This window comes from Nocardioides oleivorans (assembly GCF_004137255.1).
GTDB lineage: Bacteria > Actinomycetota > Actinomycetes > Propionibacteriales > Nocardioidaceae > Nocardioides > Nocardioides oleivorans.
This window is the reverse complement of the sequence record NZ_SDWT01000002.1, coordinates 126,672-142,461: the sequence shown is the minus strand read 5'-3', so window position 1 is coordinate 142,461 and position 15,790 is coordinate 126,672. Positions and strand designations below refer to the sequence as shown.

The following is a 15,790-nucleotide window of genomic DNA, read 5'->3' as shown; positions in this document are numbered from 1 at the left end:
GCATGGCCGCATCCGGGACCCCGACGACCGACCTGAGCCGCCGCGACGCCCGCCGCATCGCCGTACGCGCCCAGCTGCTCTCGGCGCAGCGGCCGACGGACGTGCTGGGGACGATCCGGCACCTGGGGTTCCTGCAGGTCGACCTGACCCGGGTGGTGGCCGAGCACGCCGACCTCGCGCTCTGGACCAGGCTCGGCAACGGCTACGACCCCGACGACCTGGCGGAGGCCGTCGGCGACGGCGCGCTCGTGGAGCTCAAGGCGATGCTGCGCCCGAGCGAGGACATCTCGCTGCTCGCCGCCGACATGGCGCTGTGGCCGGGGGAGCCGCCGCTCAAGGAGTGGCAGGAGGACCTCCGCGACTGGGTGGCCGCCAACGACGGCTGCCGCCGCGACGTGCTGGCCCACCTCCGCGCCGAGGGGCCGACCGCCGCGCGCGACCTGCCCGACACCTGCGAGGTGCCGTGGCGCTCGACCGGATGGACCAACAACAAGAACGTGATGAAGCTGCTCGAGTGCCTCGAGTCGCGCGGCGAGGTCGCCGTGGCCAGTCGTGAGGGGCGCGAGCGCCAGTGGGACCTCGCCTCGCGCGTGCACCCCGGCGACGCCGTCGTACCCGTCGAGGAGGCGCACCTCGAGCTCGCCCGGCGACGGCTGCGCGCCCACGGGATCGCCCGGCCGCGCCAGCTCGAGGACTGGGAGGAGAGGTACGACGTCCGCGGCACCGGCGTCGCTGCCCGCGTCGAGGGCGTCCGCGGGACCTGGCGGGTCGACCCGGACCGGCTGGACGACCTCGAGGCCTTCGAGGGACGCACCGCGATCCTGTCCCCGCTGGACCGGCTCGTCTTCGAGCGCAAGCGGATGGAGGAGCTCTTCGAGTTCGACTACCAGCTCGAGATGTACAAGCCGGTCGCCAAGCGGCAGTGGGGCTACTGGGCGATGCCCGTCCTCGACGGCGACGAGCTCGTCGGCAAGGTCGACGCGACCGCCGACCGCGACGGTGGGGTGCTCCTCGTCGACGCCGTCCACGAGGACGGCGACTGGTCCGGGAAGCGCCGCGAGCGCGTCGACGCGGAGATCGACGCGCTCGCGGACTGGCTGGGCCTCGTCGTCGCTCGGGGCTGAGGCTCAGCCGTAGGTGCGGACGTGGTCGAAGGACGCCGTCGCGCCGGTGGCGTTCATCGACACTAGGCCGATCTGCAGGGATCGTCCGTCGACGACGGGCAGGGTCCAGGTGCCACCCCACTCCCACGTCCGGCCGTCGGTGCTCGATGCCATCCGGACGTCGTAGGTGCCCGAGGCAGCGTCCCTCGTGCTGCGGAGTCGCAACCACATGGTGCCGGCCGTGCGACCGCCGAACATCGGACCGTCGAAGACCGGCGTCGGCAGGCTGTAGGTCGGGCGCGGGCCCTCCTTGAGGAACTCTGTCGAGTGCAGCAGCCGGTCGGTGTGCGACAGCGGCAGCACCGAGTGCGACAGCTTCAGGTAGCGGTCGTTGGTGTCGTAGAGCACGAGACCGGCCTGCTGGTTGCCGCGGTTGCCGTCGAAGGTCAGCTTCGTCTCCACGGTGAAGTCCCCGGCCGGGGCGTCGCGGAGCAGGACCGAGGCGCGGTTGTCGGTCCCGTAGAGGTCGCCGGCCTGGGTCGGCCACACCAGCGAGCCACCGGTGAGCGTCGGGCTCGCCGACGCGCCCCGGACCCACCGCCACGCGGGGTCGGCCGCCTCCGGTCGCCCGGCGCCGTCGAACTCGTCGGAGTAGGCCGGCAGCAGCGAACCCACGGTCGGGTCGGCCACGCGCGTCGTGACGGGCCGGTGCAGGCGTGCGGCGCCCACGGCGGTCGCGGTGACCCGCGTGCCGGACGATGCGACCCCGACGCGCCCGACGGGGAGCACCCGGTCGAGGGACGCCGTCGCGAGCGGCTCGTGGAGCCGGTCGCTGGAGACCTCCACGCACAGCGTGCGACCGCGACGCTCGGCGACCACCCAGTGCGGGGTCGTCGGGTCGAAGTCGTCGGGGAGCGCGCTCGTCGAACGACGCAGCCCGGAGGAGACGACGAGCCTCCCGTCGCGGAGCCAGGCCGTGGCGCCGCCGACGACGAGGCCGGCGCCGTCACCGGTCAGGCTCCCCTCGACGCGCACGTCTCCGAGGACCGGGCGACCCGACAGCCTGCGCCCGCGGTCGAGGGTGGCGCTGCCGATCGTGGTGCCAGGGAGGTGGCTGGTGACGGGCGCCGTCCGAGGCCCGGTCGACGGGCCCGCGCCGGCGTTGACCACGGGCCAGCCGTCGATCCAGTCGAGGCGGTCGATCAGCAGTGGCCGCTTGGTCAGCCGCAGCAGTGCGCCGTTGGCGCCGGTGACGGCCGGGAAGTCGGGGTCGGCCTCGGGGACGCCGTGGTAGACCAGCCAGTCCTGGCCGGCGAGGTCGGTGACGACGCTGTTGTGGCCGGGACCGTCCCAGCCGTTGCCGCTGGAGCCGACGACGAGCCCGTCGTGGCTGGTGAGGTCGGTGAGGACGCCACCCGACGGGGTGCGGAACGGCCCCAGCGGGCTGGTGGAGCGCGCGACCTTCACCTGGTAGCCGCTGAACGCGCCGTCGCAGCACGAGCCGTCGGAGTACATCAGGTAGTAGTAGCCGTCGCGGGCGACGACGTACGCGCCCTCCATCCGCTTGCCGTGGCCGACCTGCGTGACCGGGCCGGTGACGGCGGTGGCGTCGGCGTTCATCCGGGCGACGCAGATCGTGTCGTAGCTGCCCCAGTAGAGGTAGTGGCTGCCGTCGTCGTCGGTGAAGACGGCCTGGTCGATCACACCGGTCGGGCAGCCGCTGCTCGCGGTCAGGACGAGGCCGTCGTCGGTCCACGGACCGGTCGGGGCGTCGCTGGTCAGCAGTCCGATGCCGCCGGTCGAGAGGGAGTACGTCAGGTGGTACTGCCCGTCGAGGAAGCGGATGTCCGGCGCCCATGCGCGGGTGCCGGCCGGCCACCAGGCGGGCTGGTCGGCGACGTCGATCGCGTCACCCGCGTAGGTCCAGTGGACGAGGTCGTCCGAGCGCAGCATCGGCAGCACGTGCTCACCCGTCTCGCCGCGGCTGCTGAAGATCGGGTTGGTGGTGCCGTAGGCGTACCAGCGGCCGTCGTGGCCGCGGATGGTCGCCGGGTCGGGGAAGGTGTCGACGGTGCCAGCCGTGACGGGGTTGGTGTAGGTCCCCGCGGCCGGCCGCGTCGTGGACCGTTCGGCGGCCTGGCCGGGCGCCGACGTCACCGCGGTGACGGTGAGCGCAGGCAGGAGGAGCGCGGAGAGGGCGAGGACGAGCGTCCCGAGACGTCTCATGGAGTGGCCTTTCGTTGACGGGCTCAGCGACCGACCGTGCGGAAGCCGAGGTTGCTGGTGGAGGAGTCGGGCGTGTTGGCCGAGCGGGCGGCGTTGCGGTAGCGGTTGCAGTACGAGTCGTGGCAGAGGAACGAGCCGCCCCGCATGACGCGTGCCGTGCCCGTCACCGGACCGCGGGGATCGTCGACGGGGGATCGGGCGTACCAGTCCGCGGCAAACCAGTCGGAGCACCACTCCCAGACGTTGCCGACGGCCTGGTGGAGCCCGTAGCCGTGCGCCGCGAAGGCGCGCACCGGCGCCGTGCCGGACCAGCCGTCGAGGGCGTCGTCACGGTCGGGGAAGCGGCCCTGCCAGATGTTGGCGGCGTGGTCGTCGACCGGGAGGTCGTCGCCCCAGGGGTAGCGCTCACCGGGCCTGCCGCCACGGGCGGCGCACTCCCACTCGGCCTCCGTCGGCAGCCGGCGCCCGGCCCAGTCGGCGTACGCCGTCGCGTCGGTCCACGAGACGTGGGTGACGGGGTGGTCGGCACGGTCGTCGGTGCTCGACGACGGGCCGTCGGGGTGGCGCCAGTCGGCGCCGGCGACGCCGTACCACCACGGGGTCTGCGCCGGCCGGCCGACGACGCGAGCAAGGTCGGCGGGGTGCAGGTGCAGGTGGAAGACGGCCGAGTACCCGAAGCGCTCGGCGTCGGTGACATGGCCGGTGGCGTCGGCGAAGACGGCGAAGTCGGCGATGGTGACGGTGGTGGCGTCGATGTCGAAGGCGTCGACGCGCACGGGGTGCACCGGCGTCTCACCGTCCGCCCGGTCGCCGTCACCATGGGCGTCGCCCATGGCGAAGCCCTGTGCCGGGACCTGCACCTGCTCGACGACGTGGTGTCCTGGTCCCGGCGTGGAGCCGAGGGCGACCGCGACGGGCCGGTGTCCGGGGTCTCGCCCGGGGTCTCGCCCGGGGTCCCGTCCGGGCGCGCAGCACGAGCTCATGCCGGCTCCGGCTGCGAGGGGTGCGGCTCGTCACCGAGCCGCGCCTGCTCGGCCCACATCGCGCGGGTGAGGTCCGCCCGCACGTAGGCGTAGGCCGGGTCGTCGGCGACGTTCACCAACTCGTGCGGGTCGCTCACGAGGTCGTAGAGCTCCCACTCCGGTGGGTAGGTGTCGGGACCGGTCCCGGGCAGCCCGAGGCCGTCGTTGTAGAAGTAGACGAGCTTGTGGCGCTCGGTGCGGTAGCCGTAGTGCGCGGGCGCCTTGTGGAACACGTCGTCGTGCTCCCAGTAGCGGTAGTAGACGCCGGTCGTGGGGGGCTGCTCCGGCTCACCGAGCAGGTCGGGCCAGAAGCTGCGGCCCTGCATCCGCGGGTGCGGCTCGACGCCGCACGCGTCCAGGATCGTGCGTGCCCAGTCGACGTTGGTGACCATGTCGGTGAAGACGCGCCCGCCGCCCAGCCGGCGCGGATAGGCGAGCAGCAGCGGCATCCGGAGCGACTCCTCGTGCATCAGCCGCTTGTCGAACCAGCCGTGGTCGCCGAGGAAGAAGCCCTGGTCGGAGGCGTAGAGGAGCAGCGTGTCGTCGAGGTCGCCGCGGTCGCGGAGGTGGTCGACCAGGCGCCCGACGTTGTCGTCGACGCTGGCCACGCACGCGAGGTAGTCGGCCATGAACCGCTGGTACTTCCAGAACGCGAGCTCCTCGTAGCCGAGGCCGGGTGGCGGCTCGACCTTGAGGTCCTCGCTCGTGAGGTGCTCCGCGATCCGCAGCGCCGCGCGGCGCACCGAGGTGCTCCGGGTGGCGTAGTCGTCGTCGAAGGTCGCGGGCACGGGCAGGGTGGCCGACCGCGGGTGCGGACCGGCCGGGTTGGGCACCCACGGCCGGTGCGGAGCCTTGTGCCAGACCAGCACGCACCACGGGTCGTCGCCCGGGAGGTCGTCGAGGGAGTCGATCCAGCCCAGGGCCAGGTCGGTGACGATGTCCGTCGCGTAGCCCTCCACGACGCGCAGCCCGTCGGCGGACAGCAGCTGCGGGTCGACGTACTCGCCCTGCTCGATGAACACGTCCCAGTAGTCGAACCCCTCCGGGTCGTGACCCGCGCCGTCCCCCATGTGCCACTTCCCGACCATCGCGGTGCGATAGCCCGCCGCCCGCAGCTGCGAGACGAACGTCGGCTGCGAGGCGTCGATCGGCGTCACGAGCGTGGTGACGCCGTTGACGTGGCTGTAGGTGCCGGTGAGGATCGACGCCCGGCTGGGGGAGCAGAGGCTGTTGGTCGCGAAGCAGCTCTCGAAGCGCCAGCCGAGCTCGCTGACCTCGTCGATGCGCGGGGTCCGGTTGACCACGGAGCCGTACGCCGACACCGCGTGGGCCGCGTGGTCGTCGGTGAGCACCACCACCACGTTCGGACGCCGCGCCACGTCAGCGCCCCACGTAGGTCGACTCGTCGAGGCCGCTCATCATCGGGTCGTAGTCGAGCTCGCCCACGTCGTACATCGACGTCATCCAGTGGAAGAAGCGGTCGTCGCGCTCGCGCAGGAGCGTGTAGAGGCGGCGCATCATCCGGGCCCGTATGGGTGCCAGCTCGGGGTGCTCGTAGCGGTTCTGGAGCTCGTCGGGGTCGGTCTCGAGGTCGTAGAGCTCGTTGTGGTCGGCCGGGTTGACCACCAGCTTGTAGCGGTCCTCGCGCAGCATCCGCTGCGGGTAGGGGAAGTGGTGGCCGTGGAACTCGCAGACGATGTCCTCGGCCCACTCCGGCTGCTCGCCGTCGACCAGCGGCAGCAGGCTGCGCGAGTCGACCGCCGGTGCCGCGTCGAGGCCGGCCAGCTGCAGGATCGTGGCCGTGCAGTCGAGCAGGCTGACGAACTCGTCGCGGACCTGGCCCTCCGGAGCGCCGGGGACCCGGACGATGCCGGGGGTGCGGTAGATGTCCTCGTACATCGCCGGGCCCTTGTCGTGCAGGCGGTGGCTCCCGGTGAACTCGCCGTGGTCGCAGGTGAAGAACACGGCCGTGTCGTCGCGGAGCCCGAGCTCCTCCATCCGCGCCAGCACCCGGCTGACCTGCTCGTCGATCATCGCGACGTAGCCCCAGTAGACGGCGATGAGCTTGCGGGTCACCTCGATCGGCATCGTGTCGAAGGTCCAGTGCGCGCTGTAGTTGGCCTGGACCGGCGGCTTGCCCTCGAACGTCTCCCCGATCGACCTCGGCAGCTCGACCGACTCCGGGTCGATCAGGTCGAAGTAGTGGTCCGGGACGATGTAGGGCAGGTGCGGACCGAAGAAGTGCAGGCCGAGGTAGAACGGCTTGCCCTCGTCGTGCACGTCGGCGGCGTAGCGCTCGAGCATCTCGATGGCCCGGTCGGCCATGTAGTGCTCGAAGGTGGCCTCGACCGGCTGGTGGAGCCGCGCGGCGAGCAGGTTGCCCGGCCCGCCGTTGGGCAGCGTGCCCCGGACGCGGTCGCTGATCTCGTACGGCGGCAGCCCCCGCTCCGCGAGGTAGGCGAGGTAGTCGGGGTGGTCCACCGGGTTGTGCCAGCCGGGGTGGTGGACCCCGTCGAGGCCGTAGTCGGCCGGCTCACGCTTGGTGCCCGCGTGCCACTTGCCGACGAGGCCCGTGTTGTAGCCGGCCTCCCTGAGCGCAACCGGGAAGGTGAAGACGTCCTCCGGGAGGTCCTCGACGTAGCCGACGTTGCGCTCGGCGTTGGCCAGCACCTTGTGCCGGAACGGGGCCTGCCCCGTGAGCAGGCTCGCCCGCGACGGGGTGCAGATCGCCGTCGGGGTGTACCAGCGGTCGAAGCGCGTGCCGGTGCGGGCCAGCTCGTCGACCGCCGGGGTGGGGACGTGCGGGTTGCCGTAGGCGCCGAGGGTGTCGACCCGGTGCTGGTCGGTCATCAGGAACAGGATGTTCCGCCGACCGCCCAGCCTCGGAGAGGCGGTCACTTGCCGGCCGCCACGAAGTCGTCGCCGAGGTAGAACGTCGACGGGTCGACCGGCTCGTCGATCTTGCCGGCGGTGACGAAGAAGTCCTGGAGGGCGGTGAACCAGCCGTCGACGGTGCCGTCCTCGGTGAGGCCGTCGAGCTCGTCGGCGGTCATCACCTCGTTGTGGCTGGCGTCGCGCTCGACGGCGTCGACGGGCTGGTCGAGCATCTCGGCGGTCGCCGCGATCGCCTCGTCCATGTGGTCGGCGCGGTAGTCCATCGCCTCGCGGAGCACGGCGACGACCTCGGCGTTGGTCCCGGCGTCGACGTCGTTGCCGGCCACGAACGCGGTGGGGAACGCGAAGTCGTCGGAGAAGTCGCTGTTCTGCGCGAGCTCGACGAGGTCGGGCACCTGCTGCTTGATCGTGTCGATCGAGGGGTAGAAGATGCCGGCCGCGTCGACCTGGCCGGCGCTGAAGGCCGACACGATCGTCGGGGGGTCCATCGGGACGAGGTCGACGTCGTCGCGGGTCATCCCGGCGGCGTCGAGCGCGAGGCCCAGGATCATGTCGCCCGAGGTGCCCTCGGGGACGGCGACCTTCTTGCCCTCGAGGTCCTCGATGGAGTCGATGCCGGGCTGCGCGATGACGCGGTCGGCGCCACCGAGGGTGTTGACGGCGATGATCTTGGCCTGGCCCGAGGCAGGCAGCCAGACGGCGCCGGGGCCGATGTAGCCGTAGTCGAGGGAACCGGCGCCGAGCGCCGTGATCTGCGTCGGGCCGTCGGTGAAGACCTTGGTGTCGACGTCGAGGCCGGCCTTCTCCCACAGGCCCTGCTCCTCGGCGACGGCGAGCAGGCTGGTGCCGTTGAAGTCGCCGATGTAGCCGAAGGTGATCTGGGTGCCGCCGGACGCGGAGTCGTCGTCGGAGCCGCAGGCGGTGAGGCCGGCGCCGAGGGTGGCGGCGACCGCGACGGTGGCGATGAGCTTCTTCATGTGCTTCTTCCTTCGTGTTCGTGCGCGGGGGACCGCCTGCGAGAGGCAGCACCCGACCGCGCGTCCGGCGACGTGCCGGATGCGTCTGGGGGAGGAGGGGTGGGTCAGGGCGCCGTGGACGGCGCCCCCGAGGAGGTGGACTGGTGGTAGACCGCGCTCCACACGCGGTTGCGCAGGGCGGCGAACTCGGGGCTCAACCGGACCTGCTCGGTCCGGGGATGGGGGAGGTCGACCTCGATGACCTCCTGGATCCGGCCCGGGCCGGCCGCCATCACGACGACGCGGTTGGCGAGGAAGACGGCCTCGTCGACGTCGTGGGTGATGAACGCGACCGTGCGGCGCTCGGCCGACCACGTCGCGAGCAGCTGCTCCTGCAGCCGGACCCGGGTCAGGGCGTCGACCGCGCCGAACGGCTCGTCCATCAGCAGGATCTCGGGGTGGACGGCGTACGCCCTGGCGATCGCGCAGCGCTGCTTCATGCCGCCGGACAGCGTCTTGGGCAGGGCGTCGGCGAAGTCGGACAGGCCGACGAGCTCGAGGTAGTGGTCGGCACGTCGTCGGCGCTCGACCTTGTCGACCTTCGCCGTGCGCAGGCCGAACTCGACGTTGTCGCGCACGCTCAGCCAGGGGAACAGGGCGTACTGCTGGAAGATCACGCCGCGCTCGGGGCCGGGCCCGTCGACGGCGATGCCGTCGACCAGCGCCTCTCCCGAGGTCGGCTCCTCGAGCCCGGCGAGGATGTTGAGCAGCGTGCTCTTGCCGCAGCCGGAGGGCCCGACGATGGTGACGAACTCGTTGTCGGCGAGGTCGAGCGAGACGTCCCCGAGCGCGACGAAGCCGTTCTCCTCGAAACGCTTGCCGACGTGACGCACGGAGATCTTGGCCCCCGCGGTGGTGGTCGTGGTCATCGGCGCTCCTGCCAGATCGTGAGTCGCTGCTCGGCGACCAGCAGGGCACGGTCCATGAGGAGGCCCAGGACGCCGATGGAGATGACGCCGACGAAGATCGTCGGCAGGTCGAAGTAGAGCTGCGCGTTCTGCATGCGGTGACCCAGGCCCTCCTGGGCGCCGATGATCTCGGCCGCCACGAGGGTGGCCCACGAGGAGCCGAGCCCGACCCGCATGCCGACGAGGATGAACGGCGTCGAGGCCGGCACGACGACCCGCCGGAAGATCGTGAAGTCGCCTGCCCCGAGCACGCGCGCGGCGTTGATCAGGGTGCGGTCGACGCTCACCACGCCCTGGAAGGTCGCGATCACGCAGGCCAGGAACGACGCCAGGAAGATCACGAAGATCTTGGGCGTCTCGTCGATGCCCATCAGCACGATCGTGAGCGGGATCAGGGCCAGCGGCGGGATGGTGCGGAAGAACTGCACCCAGGGCTCGATGAGGCCGCGCGCGACCGGGTACCAACCCATGAGGAAGCCCACCGGCACGGCGAGCACGACGCCGATGGCGAAGCCGATGAAGACCCGACGCAAGCTGGCGACCACGTCCTCCTGGAGGGTGCCGTCGGCGATCAGGTCACCGGCGCGGAACAGCACCTGGGGCGGCGTGGGGAGCTGGAACCCGCTCGCGGCGAACGCCCACCAGATGCCGATGCCGATGACCGCGGAGAGCACGTTGAGGCCGAGCGAGCGGGCGCGGCCGGTCGGACGCCGGCGGCTCGGCGCCGCGTCGGGGGCAGAGGCAGGGGGCACCTCCTCCAGGCTCGCGGCCTGCTCGAGGACGGGATCAGGCACGGAGGCTCCTCGGTTCGGAGGTGTCGTCGGACTCGGACAGGGCGGGGTAGCCGGCCAGCAGGGGCGAGCGCTGGACGAGCGCAGCGATCGCGCCGCGGGCGCCGTCGTCGTCGCCCAGCACCGCGGCGGTCACCACCGGTGGCACGGCGCCCACGCCGGCGAAGGCGGCCGTGACGTCGCGGCGAACGGCGTCCAGCAGGCCGGGGTGCTCGGCCACGACGGTGCCGCCCACCACGATGCGTTCCGGGCTGAGGATGAGGGCCGCGGTGGTGAGCACGGACGCGACCGCGTCGGCCGCGGTCGCCAGCGCCGCCTCCAGCCCGCGTTCGTCGGCAGCCTCACGCAGGGCGCGGGTCGAGGCCACCGTCTCCAGGCAGCCCGCGCGGCCGCACCGGCAGGCGCGGGCGTCGTCGCCATCGGTGACCTGGACGTGCCCGAGCTCGCCGGCCGCGCCGAGCCCGCCGGACACGAGGCGCCCGGCCACGACCAGACCTCCGCCGACGCCCTCGGAGAGCCGGAGGTAGACCAGCTCGCTGGGTGCGCCGTCGGTGCTGGACCGGGTCATCGCCTCGGCGAGCGCGGCGTAGCGGGTGTTGTTGTCGACGAGGACCTGGACGCCGAAGTGCTCGGCGAACGCGTGGTGGGCCGCCTCGCGGGCGGTGGCGTCGGTGCCGGCGACCCCCACGGCGACTCCCTGCAACGCCCCGAAGTGCAGGTCCTGCTCCAGGGCCACGGACTCGGCCAGCTCGATCGCCTGCGCGATCCGTTCGGACCACGGGAGGGAGGCGTCGTACGACCTGACGCCGGACGCGATCACCTCGTGCGCCGCGTCGGCCACGAGCAGCCGCACCCGGGTGTGGGCCAGGTCGACGCCGAGGTACTGCCCGCTGCGGGGGTCGAGCGCGAGCAGCTCTGCGCGGCGCCCGCTCCCGCTGCGCGTGCTCGCGTCGGTGTCGACGACCACGATGGCGCCCCGGGAGAGCAGGTCCCCGGTGATCTCCGAGAGGGTCGTGCGGGACAGCCCGACGCGGGTGGCGATCTCGGCGCGGCTCAGTCCGGCACGCTCGCGGAGGACCGCGAGGACGTGCTCCTCGTGGGTCCTCCGGACGAGGGCCTGGACGTTGGTGACGGCTATCACCCGTTCAACGTAGGAACCCGGCTTTTTTCCGTCAATGGACCGACAGAATTATTGTCTAGTTTTCGAGGTGACTTAGATCGCACGGCCTCACGGCGACGGCGACCGCAGCACGGCCAGCACCGTCGTCTCGCCGCCGTCGCCGATCCGGCCGAGGAGGTGCGCGCCCTCGCCCACGGTCGTGCCCACGACGCGCGCGAGCGCGATCTCGACCTCGACCCGCTCGCCGTCCTGCTCGAGGAACATCTGGGACTGGCTGGCGCCGGTGAGGATGCCGGCGACCAGCGTGGTCGCCCAGACCGGGTCACCGCAGCCGTCGTAGACCCACCGCTCGCCCAGGACGGAGTGCTGCGTGGTCGTGATCAGGTGCGCGTCGGGAGCCAGCCCGCCACGATCTCCTGCTTGGACGGCGACAGCGTGGCGCGGTGCACGATTCCCGTGGGTCGACCCTAGGGCCGCCCTCCGAGGTCATCGGGTCGGGGAGCATCGACGTTGACGGTCGGTGTGCCACCACCGACGCGAGCGATCACGGCCAGGGATGGCTCACCGGAGGGGTTCGACTCGCGGTGGACGGTCCAGGCAGGCACGTGCACGAAGTCGCCCGCGCAGGCATCGAGGTAGCCCTCGTGACCCTCGAACTCGAGGCGCAGCACCCCGCGCACGACGTACAGGCTGGACTCGTTGCGCTCGTGGTGATGCCAGCCCGACACCGCTCCGGGCTCGGTCACGACCTGGCCGGCCCACAACAGCGGCAGCTCGAAGGCACGGTGGCGTTGCATGCCGGACGTCGGATCTGCCGGCGACAGGTCCGCCGGCGTCAGGACTCGGACGGGGCGAGGCAGCTCGACGCTCATGTCCTCAGCGTGCCACCCACCGGCCCCAGGCCCCGGGGTGTGTCAGCCCTCGAGGCCGAGGGCCTGCGCCAGCAGCTCCGGCTCGGCCACCGACAGCGTCGCCCCGGGATGCCGGATGGTGCCGGTCGGGTCGATGGCGGGGACGGGGGAGTGGAAGGCCAGGCAGAGGGCGCGGTCGCCGTTGGTCGTGAAGGAGACTCCGCGGTCGGCGAGGGAGAGGTGCGGGGGACCGGCGGTCTTCATGAACCCGAAGCCGCCCGTCTCCTCGACGGACGCGATGTTGCTGAGCGGGGTCGCGAGCCGCCACGGGCCGTAGCCGACGTAGAGCCACTGGGGACCGACCTCCACGGTCGTGGTGCGGGGTGTGATGCCGAAGGGCCGGCCGGCCGCGGCGTAGGCCGGGTCGAAGCGGAAGTCGAACGTCGCCACCTCCTCCTGCTCCCGACCCAGGCCGTTGCGGTCGCGGACGAGGCCGCGGAGCGCCGCGCCGGCCGGGATGCGGTAGGGCTGGAGGAGCGTCGCGGACGGGCCCTGGACGCGCAGCAGCGCACGGCTTCCCCCGCCCGGGGCAGGAAGCACGTGGTGGTCCATCTCGACCGACGCCGGGCCGCGGTGCACGCGCCACGACCACGATCGTCGTACGGCGTCGACCTGCGTCACCTCGAAGTCGACCGCCACGGGACCGGGGCCCTGCACCCGCCCCGAGGTGCCCACCTCGAGCTCGCCGGACGTCGCGTCGACCTCGCGGATCAGGGGCGCCCAGACCGGCCAGGTCGCGGGTGTGGTGAATCGCAGCCAGGCCTCGTCGGCACCGGCCGGTCCGTGCGCGTGGACGAGCACGGTGTCCTCAGAGGGAGACGGTGTCGTTGTCGCCCAGGTCCGGGGTGCCGCGGCCGACGAGCCCCTTGGCGAGCTCGAGCACCGAGGCGACCTTGCCGGGGGAGTCCCAGTACTCCGCCGAGGCGCCCGACACCTCGAGCAGCACGTTGGACTCGTCCTCCGGACCCCCGGTCATGAAGACACCCGCGGACAGGTCCCACAGCTGCTTGAGCTTCTCGCGGTCCTCGCTCACCCGGGCGGTGCCGGTCAGCGAGACCCAGCCGTCGCCGCTGGCGTAGGCGACGTTGACGCGCGGGTCGGCCTCGATGGCGCGGACCTTGTCGGTGTCACGCTCGGTGAGGAACCAGACGGTGCCCGGGTGCTCGAAGTCCTGCGTGCCCATGGGTGTCGAGACGAGCGAGCCGTCCGCGGCGACATAGGTCAGCACTGCGATCCGGGTGTCCTTCATGATCTCGGCAACGGTCTCGAGCTGGTCGTCGTGAGTGGTCATGCCCCGACACTGGCACGCTCGACAAAGCGTCCACCCCATCCCCACGGGGGTGGGTCGTCACACGGGCGCCGCGTCGTTCGTCGTACTGGCAGGATTGCCCGCGCGAGCAGGCACACGACGACACCCCGGGGAGCTCCGCCATGACCACACACCCAGCCGACGACCACGACCTGATCCGGGTCGAGGGTGCGCGTGAGAACAACCTGAAGAACGTGTCGGTCGACCTCCCCAAGCGGCGGCTGTCGGTGTTCACGGGGGTCTCCGGATCGGGCAAGAGCTCGCTCGTCTTCGCGACGATCGCGGCCGAGTCGCAGCGGATGATCAACGAGACCTACAGCGCGTTCGTGCAGGGCTTCATGCCCTCGCTGGCGAGGCCCGACGTCGACCACCTCGAGGGCCTGACGACGGCGATCATCGTCGACCAGGAGCGGATGGGTGCGAACCCGCGCTCGACCGTCGGCACCGCGACGGACGCCAACGCGATGCTGCGGATCCTGTTCAGCCGCCTCGGTGACCCGTACGTCGGCCCGCCGACGGCGTACTCCTTCAACGTCCCGACCCGCAAGGCGAGCGGCATGATGACCACCGAGAAGGGTGGCCGGACCGAGCGTCGGATCGCCAAGCAGGAGGTCTACCTCGGCGGCATGTGCCCCCGCTGCGAGGGCATGGGCAAGGTCAACGACATCGACCTGACGGCGCTCTACGACGACGAGAAGTCCTTGAGCGACGGCGCGCTCACGGTGCCGGGCTACTCGATGGACGGGTGGTACGGCCGGCTGTTCGAGGGCATGGGCCTGCCGATGGACAAGCCGATCAAGTCCTTCACGAAGAAGCAGCTCGAGACGATGCTGTGGTCGGAGCCGACCAAGCTGAAGGTCGAGGGCGTCAACCTCACCTTCACCGGGATGATCCCGCAGATCCAGAAGTCGATCCTGTCCAAGGACCCCGAGGCCATGCAGCCGCACATCCGGCGCTTCGTCGACCGGGCGGTGACCTTCCAGACCTGCCCCGACTGCGACGGCACCCGGCTCACTCCGGAGGCGCGGGCCTCGAAGATCAAGGGCAGCTCGATCGCCGACCTCTGCGAGATGCAGATCAGCGACCTCTCCGAGTGGGTGCGCGACCTGGAGGAGCCGTCGGTCGCGCCGCTGCTCAAGGGACTCCAGCACCTGCTCGACTCGTTCTCCGAGATCGGCCTGGGCTACCTCTCCCTCGACCGCCCCGCCGGCACGCTCTCGGGCGGCGAGGCGCAGCGCACCAAGATGATCCGCCACCTCGGGTCGTCCCTCACCGACGTCACCTACGTCTTCGACGAGCCCACGATCGGTCTCCACCCGCACGACATCGAGCGGATGAACAACCTGCTCCTCCAGCTGCGCGACAAGGGCAACACCGTCCTCGTCGTCGAGCACAAGCCCGAGACCATCTCGATCGCCGACCACGTCGTCGACATCGGTCCGGCCGCGGGCGCGGGCGGCGGCGAGATCTGCTTCGAGGGCGACGTCGAGGGCCTCCGTTCGAGCGGCACCATCACCGGCAGGCACCTCGACGACCGCGCGACGCTGAAGGACGAGGTCCGCGCGGCCAGCGGCGCGATGGAGGTGCGGGGCGCCAGCACGCACAACCTCAAGGACGTCGACGTCGACGTGCCGCTCGGCCTGCTCACGGTGGTGACCGGCGTCGCCGGCTCCGGCAAGAGCTCGCTGATCCACGGGTCGCTGGCCGGCCGCGAGGACGTCATCGTGATCGACCAGGGCGCGATCAAGGGATCGCGGCGCAGCAACCCGGCGACGTACACCGGGCTGCTCGAGCCGATCCGCAAGGCGTTCGCCAAGGCCAACGGCGTGAAGCCCGCGCTCTTCAGCTCCAACTCCGAGGGTGCCTGCTCCACCTGCAACGGAGCCGGCGTCATCTTCACCGAGCTCGGCCCGATGGCGACCGTGGAGTCCCCGTGCGAGGAGTGCGAGGGTCGCCGCTTCAAGGCCGAGGTGCTCGAGCACACCCTCGGCGGCAAGGACATCGCGGAGGTGCACGAGATGTCGGTGTCCGACGCCCTCGTGCACTTCAGCGAGGGCGAGGCGAAGATCCCGGCAGCGGTGAAGATCCTCGAGCGGCTCGGCGACGTCGGCCTCGGCTACATCACCCTCGGCCAGCCGCTGAGCACGCTCTCCGGCGGCGAGCGCCAGCGGATCAAGCTCGCCGTGCAGATGGGCGACAAGGGCGATGTCTACATCCTCGACGAGCCCACCACCGGCCTCCACCTCGCCGACGTCGAGAACCTGCTGGGCCTGCTCGACCGCCTGGTCGACTCCGGCAAGTCGGTCATCGTGATCGAGCACCACCAGGCCGTGATGGCGCACGCCGACTGGATCATTGACATCGGCCCGGGAGCCGGCCACGAGGGTGGCACGGTCGTCTTCGAGGGCGCGCCGTCGGACATGGTGCAGGCCGAGGAGCTCACCCTGACCGGCAAGCACCTCAAGGAGTACGTCGGCGCCTGACGGCCG

At 71.6% G+C, this 15,790-nt stretch carries 14 protein-coding genes and 1 pseudogene; 2 read left to right on the top strand and 13 right to left on the bottom strand.

All coding sequences use genetic code 11. The features are described from left to right. The first annotated feature begins 2 nt into the window (after positions 1 to 2). Positions 3 to 1,124: a DNA glycosylase AlkZ-like family protein gene (locus tag EUA93_RS16460; RefSeq protein ID WP_129401406.1), complete on the top strand. Its 1,122-nt coding sequence runs from the start codon at positions 3 to 5 to the stop codon at positions 1,122 to 1,124. A 3-nt stretch (positions 1,125 to 1,127) separates the two neighbouring features. Here the strand turns inward: EUA93_RS16460 and EUA93_RS16455 are convergent, their stop codons facing one another. From EUA93_RS16455 to EUA93_RS16405, 13 genes and pseudogenes are all read right to left on the bottom strand, one after another. Beyond that, positions 1,128 to 3,329 (bottom strand): glycoside hydrolase family 43 protein, encoded by a 2,202-nt coding sequence (locus EUA93_RS16455; RefSeq protein WP_129401405.1) that lies wholly within the window; start codon positions 3,327 to 3,329, stop codon positions 1,128 to 1,130. Positions 3,330 to 3,352: 23 nt separating this feature from the next. Next, a complete protein-coding gene (locus EUA93_RS16450; protein ID WP_129401404.1) occupies positions 3,353 to 4,312 on the bottom strand; it encodes a formylglycine-generating enzyme family protein in 960 nt (319 codons plus the stop codon). Then, on the bottom strand, positions 4,309 to 5,730 hold the full coding sequence (locus tag EUA93_RS16445; RefSeq protein ID WP_129401403.1) for a sulfatase family protein: 1,422 nt from the start codon (positions 5,728 to 5,730) through the stop codon (positions 4,309 to 4,311). Before EUA93_RS16445 ends, EUA93_RS16450 begins: the two co-directional genes overlap by 4 nt. Position 5,731: 1 nt before the next feature. Continuing rightward, positions 5,732 to 7,249, bottom strand: a complete 1,518-nt coding sequence (locus tag EUA93_RS16440) for a sulfatase family protein (protein WP_275937892.1) — start codon at positions 7,247 to 7,249, stop codon at positions 5,732 to 5,734. Then, on the bottom strand, positions 7,246 to 8,223 hold the full coding sequence (locus tag EUA93_RS16435; RefSeq protein ID WP_129401401.1) for an aliphatic sulfonate ABC transporter substrate-binding protein: 978 nt from the start codon (positions 8,221 to 8,223) through the stop codon (positions 7,246 to 7,248). The genes EUA93_RS16440 and EUA93_RS16435 overlap by 4 nt, the downstream gene beginning before the upstream one ends. A 104-nt stretch (positions 8,224 to 8,327) precedes the next feature. Beyond that, positions 8,328 to 9,131, bottom strand: a complete 804-nt coding sequence (locus tag EUA93_RS16430; protein ID WP_129401400.1) for an ABC transporter ATP-binding protein — start codon at positions 9,129 to 9,131, stop codon at positions 8,328 to 8,330. After that, positions 9,128 to 9,964, bottom strand: coding sequence for an ABC transporter permease (locus EUA93_RS16425; protein WP_207208807.1), 837 nt, complete (start codon positions 9,962 to 9,964; stop codon positions 9,128 to 9,130). Before EUA93_RS16425 ends, EUA93_RS16430 begins: the two co-directional genes overlap by 4 nt. Next, positions 9,957 to 11,102, bottom strand: coding sequence for an ROK family transcriptional regulator (locus EUA93_RS16420; RefSeq protein WP_242497459.1), 1,146 nt, complete (start codon positions 11,100 to 11,102; stop codon positions 9,957 to 9,959). Before EUA93_RS16420 ends, EUA93_RS16425 begins: the two co-directional genes overlap by 8 nt. A gap of 87 nt (positions 11,103 to 11,189) precedes the next feature. Next, the gene (locus tag EUA93_RS21650; protein WP_165355199.1) at positions 11,190 to 11,345 is read right to left on the bottom strand and encodes a hypothetical protein; all 156 of its coding nucleotides are present in this window, start codon (positions 11,343 to 11,345) and stop codon (positions 11,190 to 11,192) included. A gap of 66 nt (positions 11,346 to 11,411) precedes the next feature. After that, positions 11,412 to 11,483, bottom strand: a pseudogene (locus tag EUA93_RS22345) (maltokinase N-terminal cap-like domain-containing protein); the annotation flags it as partial. Positions 11,484 to 11,548: 65 nt separating this feature from the next. Next, complete coding sequence (locus tag EUA93_RS16415) at positions 11,549 to 11,953, bottom strand: cupin domain-containing protein (protein WP_129401398.1); 405 nt, start codon at positions 11,951 to 11,953, stop codon at positions 11,549 to 11,551. A 42-nt stretch (positions 11,954 to 11,995) separates the two neighbouring features. Continuing rightward, positions 11,996 to 12,793 (bottom strand): SRPBCC family protein, encoded by a 798-nt coding sequence (locus tag EUA93_RS16410; protein WP_129401397.1) that lies wholly within the window; start codon positions 12,791 to 12,793, stop codon positions 11,996 to 11,998. 7 nt (positions 12,794 to 12,800) lie between these two features. Then, positions 12,801 to 13,283 carry a pyridoxamine 5'-phosphate oxidase family protein gene (locus tag EUA93_RS16405; protein ID WP_129401396.1) on the bottom strand — a complete coding sequence of 161 codons (483 nt, stop codon included), beginning with the start codon at positions 13,281 to 13,283 and terminating at the stop codon, positions 12,801 to 12,803. 140 nt (positions 13,284 to 13,423) lie between these two features. Here EUA93_RS16405 and EUA93_RS16400 point away from each other — a divergent pair, with 140 nt between their 5' ends. Then, entirely contained in the window at positions 13,424 to 15,784 is a 2,361-nt protein-coding gene (locus EUA93_RS16400) for an ATP-binding cassette domain-containing protein (RefSeq protein ID WP_129401395.1), read from the top strand. The last annotated feature ends 6 nt before the right edge of the window (positions 15,785 to 15,790 follow it).

Bases quoted from the DNA above. Each gene is read 5' to 3' on its own strand.
- EUA93_RS16460 (WP_129401406.1), top strand. From the start codon at position 3: ATGGCCGCATCCGGGACCCCGACGACCGACCTGAGCCGCCGCGACGCC.
- EUA93_RS16455 (WP_129401405.1), bottom strand. From the start codon at position 3,329: ATGAGACGTCTCGGGACGCTCGTCCTCGCCCTCTCCGCGCTCCTCCTG.
- EUA93_RS16450 (WP_129401404.1), bottom strand. From the start codon at position 4,312: ATGAGCTCGTGCTGCGCGCCCGGACGGGACCCCGGGCGAGACCCCGGG.
- EUA93_RS16435 (WP_129401401.1), bottom strand. From the start codon at position 8,223: ATGAAGAAGCTCATCGCCACCGTCGCGGTCGCCGCCACCCTCGGCGCC.
- EUA93_RS16430 (WP_129401400.1), bottom strand. From the start codon at position 9,131: ATGACCACGACCACCACCGCGGGGGCCAAGATCTCCGTGCGTCACGTC.
- EUA93_RS21650 (WP_165355199.1), bottom strand. From the start codon at position 11,345: ATGTTCCTCGAGCAGGACGGCGAGCGGGTCGAGGTCGAGATCGCGCTC.
- EUA93_RS16415 (WP_129401398.1), bottom strand. From the start codon at position 11,953: ATGAGCGTCGAGCTGCCTCGCCCCGTCCGAGTCCTGACGCCGGCGGAC.
- EUA93_RS16405 (WP_129401396.1), bottom strand. From the start codon at position 13,283: ATGACCACTCACGACGACCAGCTCGAGACCGTTGCCGAGATCATGAAG.
- EUA93_RS16400 (WP_129401395.1), top strand. From the start codon at position 13,424: ATGACCACACACCCAGCCGACGACCACGACCTGATCCGGGTCGAGGGT.